General features: G+C 40.2%; 10 protein-coding genes and 4 pseudogenes. All 14 read right to left on the bottom strand.

Translation table 11 applies throughout. From position 1 onward, the window contains the following. Positions 1–96: 96 nt before the first annotated feature. Positions 97–612, bottom strand: a complete 516-nt coding sequence (locus tag PYS62_RS03870) for a type 2 periplasmic-binding domain-containing protein (protein ID WP_066714312.1) — start codon at positions 610–612, stop codon at positions 97–99. Positions 613–633: 21 nt separating this feature from the next. Beyond that, positions 634–1,281: a potassium channel family protein gene (locus tag PYS62_RS03865; protein ID WP_066714314.1), complete on the bottom strand. Its 648-nt coding sequence runs from the start codon at positions 1,279–1,281 to the stop codon at positions 634–636. Positions 1,282–1,294: 13 nt separating this feature from the next. Next, on the bottom strand, positions 1,295–2,635 hold the full coding sequence (locus tag PYS62_RS03860) for a TrkH family potassium uptake protein (RefSeq protein WP_082714343.1): 1,341 nt from the start codon (positions 2,633–2,635) through the stop codon (positions 1,295–1,297). Positions 2,636–2,794: 159 nt separating this feature from the next. Continuing rightward, a pseudogene (kdpC, locus tag PYS62_RS03855) lies at positions 2,795–3,396 on the bottom strand (potassium-transporting ATPase subunit KdpC). A 12-nt stretch (positions 3,397–3,408) separates the two neighbouring features. After that, positions 3,409–4,218: pseudogene (locus PYS62_RS03850) on the bottom strand (HAD-IC family P-type ATPase). Beyond that, the gene (locus PYS62_RS03845; protein ID WP_452038988.1) at positions 4,109–4,648 is read right to left on the bottom strand and encodes a ParB/RepB/Spo0J family partition protein; all 540 of its coding nucleotides are present in this window, start codon (positions 4,646–4,648) and stop codon (positions 4,109–4,111) included. The pseudogene PYS62_RS03850 and the gene PYS62_RS03845 overlap by 110 nt, the downstream one beginning before the upstream one ends. 55 nt (positions 4,649–4,703) lie before the next feature. Then, positions 4,704–5,526: pseudogene (locus tag PYS62_RS03840) on the bottom strand (ParA family protein). Between the two features lie 716 nt (positions 5,527–6,242). Next, the gene (locus tag PYS62_RS07485) at positions 6,243–6,977 is read right to left on the bottom strand and encodes a zinc-ribbon domain-containing protein (RefSeq protein WP_390864852.1); all 735 of its coding nucleotides are present in this window, start codon (positions 6,975–6,977) and stop codon (positions 6,243–6,245) included. A 132-nt stretch (positions 6,978–7,109) separates the two neighbouring features. After that, positions 7,110–7,631 carry a zinc-ribbon domain-containing protein gene (locus tag PYS62_RS07480; protein WP_390086122.1) on the bottom strand — a complete coding sequence of 174 codons (522 nt, stop codon included), beginning with the start codon at positions 7,629–7,631 and terminating at the stop codon, positions 7,110–7,112. A 141-nt stretch (positions 7,632–7,772) separates the two neighbouring features. Next, a complete protein-coding gene (locus tag PYS62_RS03830; protein WP_055264514.1) occupies positions 7,773–8,291 on the bottom strand; it encodes a ClbS/DfsB family four-helix bundle protein in 519 nt (172 codons plus the stop codon). Between the two features lie 54 nt (positions 8,292–8,345). After that, positions 8,346–8,942, bottom strand: a pseudogene (locus PYS62_RS03825) (Type 1 glutamine amidotransferase-like domain-containing protein). A gap of 212 nt (positions 8,943–9,154) precedes the next feature. After that, positions 9,155–11,071 carry a lysine--tRNA ligase gene (gene lysS, locus PYS62_RS03820; protein WP_066714315.1) on the bottom strand — a complete coding sequence of 639 codons (1,917 nt, stop codon included), beginning with the start codon at positions 11,069–11,071 and terminating at the stop codon, positions 9,155–9,157. A 15-nt stretch (positions 11,072–11,086) separates the two neighbouring features. Next, the gene (gene greA, locus PYS62_RS03815) at positions 11,087–11,566 is read right to left on the bottom strand and encodes a transcription elongation factor GreA (RefSeq protein ID WP_066714317.1); all 480 of its coding nucleotides are present in this window, start codon (positions 11,564–11,566) and stop codon (positions 11,087–11,089) included. A 22-nt stretch (positions 11,567–11,588) separates the two neighbouring features. Next, positions 11,589–13,097 carry an IMP dehydrogenase gene (locus PYS62_RS03810; RefSeq protein ID WP_066714319.1) on the bottom strand — a complete coding sequence of 503 codons (1,509 nt, stop codon included), beginning with the start codon at positions 13,095–13,097 and terminating at the stop codon, positions 11,589–11,591. Positions 13,098–13,204 lie beyond the last annotated feature (107 nt).

The raw sequence follows: 13,204 nt of genomic DNA, 5'->3' as shown, positions 1-13,204 counted from the left end.
TAAATGAAAACAAATAAATTTCTGACAAGCATTTTGGTGCTGACATTAAGATTGCATAAAGATTATACCACAATTTCATCTTTTTTTCATCTGCGGTCACCGAGAATGGAGCTGTTCTTTGAAAAAGCTCTGTAACAACTCTGCAAACATTTTCTTTTTGTGGTTTCCTTCATCCGCAATCCAAACAATCTTCAGGTCTTTTTCTGACTTGTCGAGCGGAACAACCGAAAGCCCTACCGAATTGGAAATAACCGAACCTTGTTTGACCGAAACAAGCAGAGAATCAAAGCCTCCATCCAAAAAATCGTTGCAAGTATCTAAAATAAAACCAAAATCAAGCTCCTGATTTTTCAGTCCTTTTTCAATTTTTTCGGCTGAACCGTAAAAAAGTATGATTTCGCAGCTTGGAGCTTTCTTTGAAAAGTGTTCTAACAGTTCTGCCGACTGATCGACTAAATCAAAAGTTTCAAATCCAATGCGGAGCGAAGAAAAGGTACTATGTTCCTTTGTCTGCAAGTTATTTTCAGCAAGAAACATATCCACCTTTCTCATAATAAGGTAGCCAACAATAAACACAAATGCAACTATGCAAATTAAAATAAGTTCTTTCATATCTCCGGTTTCCTTTACAAATTAAATATGAAAGCATTTTTGAATACTCTTTATATCTCCGAGAACAAGCATTGTATCATCTTTTGGCAAGTAAGTATCTGGGCTTATTCTCAAATTCATTACACCGTTATGTTTGAGCGCCATAATGTTAATGTCATATTTTTTCCGTATGTCTAATTGACCGATTGTTTTTCCTACCCATCCATTTGGTACGGAGATTTCAAAAATAGAGTGTTCTTCGTCTAACTCTATGTAATCGAGGATATGGTCAGCGGTATAGCGAATTGCCGTCCAATCGGCAAGCTGGCGTTCCGGATAGACCACCTCGTCAGCACCGTTTCGCAAAAGAAATTTAGCGTGAACATCTCTGGCGGCACGGGAGACAACCACTTTTGCGCCAAGCTCTTTTAATAACGAAGTAGTTTCTAACGAATTTTGAAAATTATCTCCGATGGCTACGATACACACATCAAAATTCCGAACACCAAGGGAACATAAGAAGTCCTCGTTTGTTGCGTCCCCAATTTGAGCATTTGTTACATACGGGAGAACAGCCTCTACTCGCCGTTCTTCTTTATCTACCGCCATAACTTGATGATGCAGTTCATCCAGCTTCATAGCAATATGGCGTCCAAATCTTCCAAGTCCTATCAATAAAACAGATTTCATCGTTTTTTCTCCTTTAACCTACTGTTATTTTCTCCTGTGGATATTTTGAGCCGTTTGATGTTTTTTCGGAGATTGCAGCAAATATCAAGGTCAAACCGCCGACTCTGCCGAAAAACATCAAGCAAATTAAAATCATATGAGAGGCGATTCCGAGCTCAGGCGTAATTCCCAACGACAATCCAACCGTACCGATTGCAGAGGCTGTTTCAAACAACGCCGTTATTAACGGAATCTCTTCTATGCCGCTGATTATCATACCGCCGACAAGAAACAAAGTAACATACATTAAAAAAATTGTAGCCGCATTTCTTATCGTATTGTCAGGGATTCGCCTTTTGAAAAATTGGGTGTGTTCTTTTTTTCGGAACACAGACAATGCGGATGAAACAAGGACAGCGAGCGTCGTTGTTTTCATACCGCCTGCGGTAGAGCCGGGAGAACCGCCCGTCAGCATTAGCATAATCATAAGCATTTGTCCAACCTCACTCATCAGCGTTAAATCCGCCGTGTTAAATCCGGCAGTTCTCGGCGTAACCGATTGAAACAAAGAAGTCCATACTCTTTCGGGAAACGGCAATCGGGAAAACTCAAAAAAGTAAAAGTAAATGGCAGGCAGAAGGATTAAAGCGGCTGTCACCGCAAGAATGACCTTGCTTTGCATACGGTATTTTTTGAAATGCCATTTATTGTTCTTTATGTCCTCCCAAGTAAGAAAGCCTATGCCCCCGATAATGATCAGCGCCATAATCGTAATATTTACGACTGGCTGTACTGAATAGGAAGTTAATGAGGAAAAAGGCTTTTTTGCACCTATTAAATCAAATCCCGCATTGCAAAATGCAGAAATAGAATGAAATAGTGCATACCATATTCCTTTGAAAAATCCAAAATCTCTACAAAAGACAGGTGATAAAACAGCCGCACCGATCAATTCAACAGAAATAGCTGTTTTTAAGATAAACTTCGTTCTCCGAACAATTCCACCAACATTTGGTGCTGCGATTGCCTCTTGCATCGTACTTCGCTGCATCAGCCCTATTTTGCGTCCTGAAACTGCCGCAATCGAAACAGCAATTGTAACAATTCCCATTCCGCCAATCTGAATCAACAACAAAATGATACTCTGTCCGAACACAGACCAATAGGTTGCCGTATCGTGTATAATCAATCCTGTTACACAAACCGCTGATGTTGCAGTAAATAAGGCATCGGAAAATGATGCGCCATTGCCGCTGCGGGTAGCAATCGGAAGCATTAACAACAAGCTTCCGATTAGAATAACAGAAAGAAATCCCAAAATAATAATCTGAAAGGATGTGATATGGTAATGTTTTGATTTTTTTCTTTTCTGCATAGTCTATGTATCCTCGTTATCTTAATCGCTTTTTTATGCCTCCTTTATGCTACCTTTATTTGTGTTAAAGTCGCATAAGCAACCCTACCGTCACATTAAGATTATATAAAAAAGAAACAGAAGTGCCTAAAACACCTCTGCTTCTTCTTCGGCTTAAGATTATAAAATGCCGTCCAACATCAAATTAACTTTTAGAACATTTACGGTTTTTTCACCAAAGACACCTAAAAATCTTCCATCCGTGCATTTATCAATAATCTCCCGCACTTCATCCTCTGTCATTTGGTTGGCTTTTGCGATTCTTACTACCTGATACTCGGCAGCAGCAGGGGAAATATGCGGATCAAGTCCACTGCCGGACAGGTGACAAGATCAACAGGAATTGTGGTTTCGTCCATATCGGGATTAGCTTTGCGCAGGTTTTCTACTCGCTCGGCAACCAACGCTTTGTATTCTTCACTTGCCGGACTCAAATTTGATGGCGAAGCATACATTAAAGTTTTCCCATTTTCATCCTTGTAGGTTGAAACATCAATGTTCATAATGCGTCCCCACATATGAGCGTCATCCGTATATTGCTGATCGAGCAGTTCGCAGCCGTACTTTTTCCCATCAACCTCAATAATGCTGCCGTTTGCTTTATCAGGAAAAATGAGCTGTGCTATCCCTGTTACAACACCCGTATAAACAATACCGCAAATTACGGTAAAAATCAGGAAAATGTCAGCCGCTTTCGGCAATATATTTTTCAATGCTTTCATCTCTATACCTCCTTATGCCAATCCCAAAACGACCAGCAGCATATCAATCAGTTTCACAAAGATAAACGGAGCCACAAGACCACCCGAACCATAAATCAGCAAATTGCGTGACAACAGCTTCCCTGCCGGAACCTCACGATATTTTACGCCCTTTAACGCCAACGGGATCAGTGCAATGATAATCAGCGCATTATATATAATCGCTGAAAGCACAGCACTTTGCGGGGAATGCAGTCCCATAATATTGAGCGCAGAAAGCCCCGGATACAGTCCCATAAACAGCGCCGGTATGATGGCGAAATACTTTGCCACATCGTTTGCAATCGAAAAAGTAGTTAGACTTCCTCTTGTCATTAAAAGCTGTTTTCCGATACGAACAATGTCAATTAATTATGTAGGTGATGAATCCAAATCCACCATATTTCCGGCTTCCTTTGCCGCTTGTGTTCCGGTATTCATTGCAACCGCAACATCAGCCTGTGCAAGAGCTGGGGCATCGTTTGTTCCGTCTCCCGTCATTGCCACCAAATGACCTTTCGATTGAAAGTCACGAATCATTTGAAGTTTACTCTCTGGGGTTGCTTCTGCAAGAAAGTCATCTACACCGGCTTCGGCGGCAATAGCAGCGGCGGTCATCGGATTATCACCTGTAATCATAATGGTTTTGATACCCATTTTACGAAGATCGGCAAATTTCTCTTGAACACCTTGCTTAATAATATCCTTCAAATGGATTACTCCAAGTATTTTTTCGCCCCTCATCAACAAATTCAAGCAGTTCCGGAACAAGGTTTGTAAGGCGAACATATCTGTGTATTTGATTTCTACTGTCGCCTGTTTCCAAAGCGATTTGTTCATCAGTTCGTAAATTCGTCCCCACTGGGGACACATTTTCTTTTTTTGGTCTGCCTGCTTGTCTTTTCATTGCGTCCAAACGCATTTTGTAGGCAAAGGCTTTTTCAGAGGGAAGTATCTGCGACCTTTGGAAATTACTTTCCACCATTAGAATTGTGGCTTCATCTCGATTAAGGTCAACAACCTCACATCTTAGTGTTTCAAAACCGGCAAGTTCACTTGCTCGTTTTCGTCTGTGACCGGATACGAGTTCATATCTTCCGTCCTCTTTCTGCCTTACCGTAGCCGGAGTAATTACTCCACGTTCCTTGATACTCTCGACAAGCTGCTGCATATCTTCATCGTCCCTGACCTTGAATGGATGGTCTGGGAAATCGTCAATCAGCTCTAACGGAATATCTCGGATTTTTGAAAATTTTTCCTCATCTCACTGCTCCTGTGTTGAAAACAAGTCATCGAGCCTCGTGAGAGTGAAGTTGCTCTTTCTTCCTGCCATCAGCTAACACCTCCTTCGTAAATTCGGTGTATGCCTTAGACACCGTACTGTTTGGCTCATAAGCAAAATGCTCTTTCCTTTGGAAGAAGTTTCTGCGGCTTTTACAGCAATCGGAATAGATGTGCGATACAGTTTAATCTGATTTCCGAAATTCTCCCGCAACGCTTCCACCGTACTTTTGGCGAGGTTTGTGCGGTTATCCACCAAAGTGAGAAGCATACCGTCTATCTTAATGTCCTGATTGATATACTTCTTGACTTTTGAAATGGTCTGCACAATCTGGGTCATACCCTTAGCCGGAAAATTATTGGTGTGCAACGGAATAATCACGCTGTCTGCCGCAGATAAAGCATTGAGGTTACCATACTCAGTGAGGACATACAGTCAATCAGAACAAAATCATATCTGTCTTTGACCTGACTTAAATAATTCCTCAAAGTGGTTTCTCTGCTCATAGCGTTCATTAGGTTATATTCCATCGCCGAAAGTTCAAGGTTCGCCGGTAAAAGGTCAACACCTTCCTCATGGTGCAGGATACCGTCTGTCGGGTCATTCATCGTTTCACTAATCACATCTGTAAGTTTCGTTGCAAGCGTGATACCCAAGTTATCCGTATCTCTCCAACCGAGACAAGTAGTTAAATCTCCCTGTGGGTCTGCGTCAATGAGCAAGACTTTCTTACCCTGCATTGCAAGCCCAACGCCAAGATTAACCGTTGTCGTTGTCTTTCCGACTCCGCCTTTTTGATTGCATATGGCAATCGTTTTGCAGTTTGACACCTCTTGCGTCCTCCTTTCGATTTATTCATAGCCAATAAAATATGGCTATGTACTTGACCGTTTCATTTCCTAAACGGTCGTGGCAATATTTATTCTCAATATCCCTTGCCAAGCATATAGCTTTCGGGAAGTCGTTAAGAAACAGACTGCTTATCTGTATCATAGGAATCTAACCTCTGCCGGGTACTCCGCCAGCTCCGTAGAGAAGTATCATTATCCTTCTGACTGTCATCGCCATATCGGTTGCAATCCGATACCCATAGCAGGAGTTCTCGCTGTTCTGTAATTTTCAGAAGTTTCGGCGTACCCGCTAAAGTGGCTATCATCAGAATTAAAGTCTTAACGACCTGTGTATTAAGTTGTCAAAGAACAAGTGAAAAGGCTTCCGTCTTCATCATCAGGAATTAACCCCTTCACTCATTGCACAAAAGGCTTCATTTTGGACACCCAAAATCGCTGCTTTTCCGAAAAAATTTTCAAAAAATTTTTGACAACAAAAAAAATCGCCTGTTTCGGTTAAAAAACAGACGGCATAAATGCTTGAAATTATTTGATTTTCAGTTTCTTTTTCCTTGCGGACAGCACTTTCAGAAGAACTTCATCTACTGCGTCGGTGTATCTTCCTTGTACTATGAGGTTGTTTTTCAGATTGATAAGCGACTGTATCACTCTGCTTTGCTCATCATCGGTTAGATAAATGTGATATTTCGTTTCTCTCATCGGCTGTTCCTCCAGTTCTTAAATATTTTCCTGATTATCTTAACATCTTCTTCTGTATCGGAAGATATAAATATATGTACGCTCTGAAATGCTGCTTTGATACGCTGTACATATTCGGGTTCCGCTTCGTTTGGCTTCATCGGCAACTTAATGAGTTTGATTCCACGTTGTTTACAGAGATGTTCCTTTAGTATATCTATCTTCTCCGAGTCTGTATTCACTTGAATGGCAATCTGCTCCAGTGGGATATATACATCAAGTGGAATGCCTAATAACCTATCAGAGCCAAGTTCAACTTTCAATCCTTTCAAATTGGAATAATAACTGATTGCAAGAGCCGGGAACAACGACATATACTCCTGCTCACACATCCTGCACCCCTTTCCAAGAACAGTACGCTCATTTATCTTCATACTCCAAGAATGACCGTATCTGCATTTCCACCACGCTCTCTTTGCCGAATTTCTTGAAACTTCTGTCGGTTTTAACTTGTTTAATTCATAATCCCACTCAACAAGTAATTTTCTATCAGTTGTTGCAAAGTCATTGTATCCGGCAAGCACTTCTCGCTCTGCACAGACAGGGCAAACCGTTCCTTTCACACGGGCATTGATAACTGATTTCCACTCGTTTCCACATTTTCTGCAATGCCACCATACATTTTTCCTCGACTTTGCATTGACTTCATCCGGTTGCAGAGAATAGTTTTTCTCTGACCATTCTTTGGCTATCTGCGGGTGTGTACTTTTTAGGTCATTTCTGCCTTTTATAAATGTATAGCCACTGCAACAAGGACATTTACTGCCGCCTGAACGTGTAGAGATAAGCGTATTCCATTCATAACCGCAGATTCTGCACTTCCATCAAGCCTTGCTGTTTGCAAACGCCATAACTTCGGTAGGCTTCTTTTCATTCTTGTCCGACCATTCATTTGCAACTTCCGGGAATAGCGTTGCAAAGTCATTAAATCCTACAAGCACTTTGTTATGGTAGCAGTACGGGCAACCTGTTTTGTTGATGGTTCTGCTCTTTACAGTGGCTATCCATTCGTGTCCTAATTTACACTTCCATATCACTTTCTTGTGTGAGCCGATAGATACCTCTGTCGGCTTGATTTCATTTTTCTCTGACCACTCCGAAGCCAATTCCGGCTTCAATGTACTTAAATCGTTAATTCCCTCAATCACTCTCGCACCGGAGCATATGGGGCATTTCTCTCCACTGGAACGAGCCTTTATACTTGTTTCCCATTCGTGACCGCAAGCACCTTTCCACCATACTTTTTTATTTGAACCGAAAGTAATGTCATCAGGCGTAAGCGTTAAATTCTTTTCCGACCACTCCGAAACAAGCTCCGGGTGTACTTCTGCTAAACTGTTATTCATAGCCAAACCTCAACCTCCTTGTGCTTAGAGTATATGAAGTTTTGGCTTTATCTTGTAGTTTGCGAATATCCGTATAAATAGAAAAAGCCCTTTGGGAAAGGGATTTCTCCTCTCTCAAAGGGCAAGTTGGCAAACTGGAAGTTATAGTGCAATCTTTTTCCATTTTCTAATCTTGGTTCTAAAGGTTCCGAACGGAGCAACTGTATTAACATGTATGAATTTGTATACTTCCCAGACAGCTGTTTTAGTTGCTTCGTCAGCCCATTTTCTCATATGTGGTTTAAATAATTCTTCCTCACTCAGAGAATCAATCATTACATAAATAGAGTTGATATTCTCATTCAATCTGTCTTTCAATTCTTGCAGTGACAGCTGAGCATATGTATCTGTGAACCATTGATATAATTCGCCAAGCTGATTCCACTTAAAATTATCCGAAGGAGTTTTGACAGGAATACCCTTTCTTTCGTCTGATTCCCATTTAATAACAAGAGTTGTCCAGCCAACCTGATAAGCAAGATTTTCTGCCGGAGTTCGATCGACCTCATCAATTCTCTTATCTTTTAAATGCTCCGGAATATCATTAAATTCTGAAATATACTTTGCAAAGCTTTTATTTATCTCGTTTTTAAGCTCGTCTTTATTCTCATATGTTCTCAATAGTCTATCTCCTCAGCTTCCGATTTTCCAGTTTCAAAAAAAGGATTTTTCAAATTAGTCTTTGCAAATAACCTTTGAACCTTCACCATCAATTACAATTCCCTGATGGTTGTTAATAGGGCATAGATTCAAATCCGAAAATTCAGTCATTATTTTCTCGGTAACTTTCTTAAATGGTGCTGTAAGATAATGCGGAAGAACATAGAAATCAATCAAATCAAGCCCTGCATCATCTTCTTGTGAGTAGTCCTCCGGCTTTTCATCCATTTGCTCGATATATTGGATGCTTGGAGCGCATATAATCGCACCTGCCGATTCACCAATCATCAGTTTTCCCTTTGCCAATTCTTTTTTCAACAGCTCATCCGTTCCCGTTTTACGGAGCTGGTCTATAAGGAAAAAGAATTTCCGCCGGTAAAATATATCACATCCGCATCTTCAAAAACAGACTGTATCGTTGAATAAGCCTCCGTTGAAATATCAATTTCAGTTACGATTGCTCCCAACTTTTTGAATAATTTTCGAGCCGACATAACCGGTGTAGCCTTCACGCAGTGAAGCTGTTGGAATAAATGCGACTTTCTTATTTTCAATTTCTTCCTTTATCAGACTTCCCACACTTGAAAAGTGCGAACATAAAAATAGTTTCATCAATATTCTCCTTTATAAATACCAATTTATCTTTTTCTTTCTGAAAATGGGCAATTCCGCAATGGAACTGCCCATATATCTTTAAAATATGCGATTTTTAAGGCTCTGCACCGTTTCAAGCACCATTTGGTGTAAATTTGGTGTATTTGTGTATTTTCAGAGCTTTTTCACAAATGAAGTACATCCCGTTTTGTAAAGTAAAACGGTACTTCTTAATAGAGCTTTGCACCTGCCGGAATATGGTCATCTACCATAAGGAGATGAAGCTTCTCTTCGCCTTCTTCTTCGTGTACTGCACTGAGAAGCATACCACAAGAGTCAATGCCCATCATTGCTCTTGGAGGAAGATTTGTGATTGCGATAAGTGTCTTACCAACAAGTTCTTCCGGCTCGTAATATGCGTGAATACCGCTTAAAATGGTTCTATCTGTGCCTGTTCCGTCATCAAGAGTGAACTGAAGGAGTTTCTTTGACTTCGGTACAGCAACGCATTCTTTAACCTTAACTGCTCTGAAATCTGACTTTGAGAATGTATCAAAATCAACATCTTCTTCAAACAAAGGCTCAACCTTTACCTTAGAAAAATCAATTTTTTCCGGCTCTGAATTTGGTGTAGAAACCTCTTTAGGACTTACACCATTTTCGGATTTTACACCACCAAGGGTCTTCATTGTTGGGAATAGCAATACTTCACGAATCGAATCTTGGTTGGTTAGAAGCATGCACAAACGATCGATACCAATCCCTAAGCCTCCTGTCGGAGGCATACCAAATTCAAGGGCTTCGCAGAAATCTTCATCAATGCTGTTGGCCTCATCATCACCAGCTTCACGTTTCTTAGCCTGCAAAGCAAAACGCTCACGCTGATCTTCAGGGTCATTTAATTCTGAATAAGCATTACCAAACTCTTTACCATGGATGAACAACTCATAACGCTCAGTGAATCTAGGATTACCTGGCTTCTTCTTTGTCAAAGGTGAAATTTCAATTGGATACTCATAAATGAATGTAGGTTGTTCCAAATTCTCTTCCACATACTTTTCAAAGAATGAGTTAATAATGTCGCCCAAGCCATGAGATGGTAAAACTTCAATATCGTGTTCTTCAGCTAACTTAACAGCTGTTTCAAAGTCATTAACGTCATGGAAATCGACGTTAGAATATTGCTTGATAGCATCCAACATTGTTAAGCGACGGAATGGCGGAGTTACATCAACTTCACGGCCCTCCCAAGTAATTTTGGTCGTACCATATAACTTGTCAGCCAAGGTAGAAATCAAATTCTCAGCAATTTCCATCATACCATACAAATCAGTATATGATTGGTACATTTCCATCATTGTAAATTCAGGATTATGACGGTTATCAATACCTTCATTACGAAAATTACGGCCAATTTCATAAACACGATCAAAGCCACCGATGATCAAGCGTTTCAAGTAAAGCTCAGGAGCAATACGCAAATAAAGGTCTATATCCAAAGCATTATGGTGCGTAATAAAAGGACGAGCTGTTGCACCACCTGCAATAACGTTCAAAATTGGAGTTTCAACTTCCAAGAAGCCACGATTATCCATGAAGCGACGAATTTCACGAATGATCAAGGAACGCTTTTCAAAAGTTGCTTTAACATCCTGATTAGCAATCAAATCAACGTAACGTTGACGACAGCGTTGCTCAATATCCTGCAAGCCATGGAACTTATCAGGCAATGGTCTTAAAGCCTTAGATAACAAAACATAGTTTTCATTGCGCAAGGTAATCTCGCCAGCTTCTGTCTTCATGATCTTACCAGTTATACCGACAATATCGCCAATATCTAGCTTCTTCCAATCAGCATAAGCTTCGCCCATGGCATCTTGTCTTGTATAGACTTGCATTTTCCCGCTTGGATCTAACAAGTCAGAAAAATTGACCTTGCCCATACCACGTTTAGCAACAATACGACCAACTAATTTAACTTCTTTATCCTCAAAGTTATCATAATCATTACGAATATCTTTAATTAAATTAGTCCGCTCATATTTTGTAATACTGAAAGGATCCTTACCACGTTCCTTTAACTCATGCAACTTAGCTCGTCTAATTTCGACCTGTTCGCTTGTATTTTTAACGTTTTGATTATCCATACTTTAACTCCTACACTATTTACGAGAAATACCTGTAATTTTGTATTGGAAAATACCATAAGGTGTATCAACTTCAATTTGTTGACCTTTACGCTTACCGATAACTGCTTGACCAACAGGTGAATCTGAACTGATCTTATTGGAGAAAATATCCTCTTCGGCTGTACCGACGATGCTATATTCTTCAACTTCGCCAGTATTAACGTCTTCCAACTTTACAATTGTACCAATTGCTACCTTATTCTTAGCAATTTCGCTATCTTCAATAACTTTGGCATATTTAAGAATATTTTCCAATTCTTGAATACGTTGCTCATTCTCGCTTTGTGCCTGCTTAGCTTCATCGTACTCTGAGTTTTCGCTCAAGTCACCGAAACCACGTGCAACTTTCATGCGCTCTGCAATTGCTGTACGTTCTTCCACTTTACGACGATCAAGTTCCGCATTTAAACGATTAACGCCTTCAAGCGTCATCTCATAAAATTCTTCAGCCATAAATCCTCCTCTGCCTTAGCAATTATAAATCGATACTCTGACTATTTTTCAATATAACATCATGTGCTCCGCCTTCAACAATTGAAGTTGCGGAAACTCTAACCAAGCGAGCCTTGGCTTGTAGCTCTGGAATGGTTAAGCTACCAACTGAACACATTGTAGCCTTAATTTTAGCTAAACTATTTTGTACGTTTGATGCCAGTGAACCAGCGTAAGGAACATATGAATCAACGCCCTCTTCAAAGAGCATGCCACCTTTCGTGTCACCTTCATCATAACGCTGCCAATTACGAGCACGGTTAGAGCCTTCACCCCAATACTCTTTGACGTACTTACCACCAACCATCATACGCTTAGTTGGGCTTTCATCAAATCTAGCGAAATAACGGCCTAGCATAATGAAATCAGCACCCATAGCTAAAGCTAACGTCATATGGTAATCATGCACGATACCACCATCAGAGCAAATTGGAATATATACACCATGCTTTGCACAATATGCATCTCTAGCCTTGGCCACATTGTAAACAGCTGTTGCCTGGCCACAACCAATACCTTTTGTTTCACGAGTAATACAAATTGAACCGCCGCCAATTCCAACTTTGATGAAGTCAGCGCCTGCATCAGCAAGATAGTTAAAGCCGTCAGCATCAACTACATTACCTGCGCCAACTAGCATGTCTGGGTAATTGGCCTTGATCCATTTGATTGTCTGATATTGCCATTCAGAGAAGCCATCTGATGAGTCAATACATAAGACATCGACACCAGCTTCAATCAGCAATGGTACCCGTTCCATATAATCTCTGGTATTAATGCCAGCACCAACTAGCAAGCGTTTACGGCTATCCAAAATTTCGTTAGGATGATCTTTATGCGAATCATAGTCCTTTCTGAAAACTAAGCCGATTAATTTGCCATCATTATCAATAATAGGTAATTGATTGAGTTTGTGTTCCCAAATAATATCGTTAGCCTCAGATAGTGTAATACCATCTTGGGCTGTTACTAGCCGTTCAATCGGCGTCATCAAGTTCTTGATTGGTGTGTCTAAATTAGTACGACTTAAGCGATAGTCTCTTGAAGTTAATAAACCTAACAATTTGCCAGAACTTGTTCCATCATCAGTTACAGCAATAGTTGAATGACCACTGATTTTTTTCAATTTAAGAGCGTCAGCTAAAGTACTATCGATTGGCAAATTGGAATCACTTGAAACGATACCTGCCTTGTAGCTTTTGACCATTCTGACCATTTCAGCTTCACTTTCAGCTGATTGCGAACCATAAATAAAAGAAAGGCCGCCTTCTTTGGCAAGTGCTATCGCTAAAGTATGATTAGAAACAGATTGCATAATAGCTGAAACTAAAGGGATATTTATCGTCAGCGCTTTTTCTCGTTCACCTACTTTATAACGGGTAATTGCTGTTTTCAAATTTACATTATGACTCTGACATTCAGTTGTAGTCAAATTAGGAATCAATAAGTACTCACTAAAAGTATGTGACTCTTCATTGAAAATCTGTGCCATTCTCACTCCTCCACATATATTTAGAATAAATTTTCTACTAGATTAACACAAAGCAATTAAATGTTAAAGCTGGTAGAAATTATGGTACAATGAGTCATCAAATAGGA

The sequence above is a fragment of the Amygdalobacter nucleatus genome, from assembly GCF_029167365.1.
Lineage (GTDB): Bacteria > Bacillota > Clostridia > Saccharofermentanales > Fastidiosipilaceae > Amygdalobacter > Amygdalobacter nucleatus.
This window is presented reverse-complemented; position numbering and strand designations above follow the sequence as displayed.

Coding starts and splice junctions, on each gene's coding strand:
- PYS62_RS03870 (WP_066714312.1), bottom strand. CDS start 612: ATGAAAGAACTTATTTTAATTTGCATAGTTGCATTTGTGTTTATTGTT.
- PYS62_RS03865 (WP_066714314.1), bottom strand. CDS start 1,281: ATGAAATCTGTTTTATTGATAGGACTTGGAAGATTTGGACGCCATATT.
- PYS62_RS03860 (WP_082714343.1), bottom strand. CDS start 2,635: ATGCAGAAAAGAAAAAAATCAAAACATTACCATATCACATCCTTTCAG.
- PYS62_RS07480 (WP_390086122.1), bottom strand. CDS start 7,631: ATGAATAACAGTTTAGCAGAAGTACACCCGGAGCTTGTTTCGGAGTGG.
- lysS (WP_066714315.1), bottom strand. CDS start 11,071: ATGGATAATCAAAACGTTAAAAATACAAGCGAACAGGTCGAAATTAGA.
- greA (WP_066714317.1), bottom strand. CDS start 11,566: ATGGCTGAAGAATTTTATGAGATGACGCTTGAAGGCGTTAATCGTTTA.
- PYS62_RS03810 (WP_066714319.1), bottom strand. CDS start 13,097: ATGGCACAGATTTTCAATGAAGAGTCACATACTTTTAGTGAGTACTTA.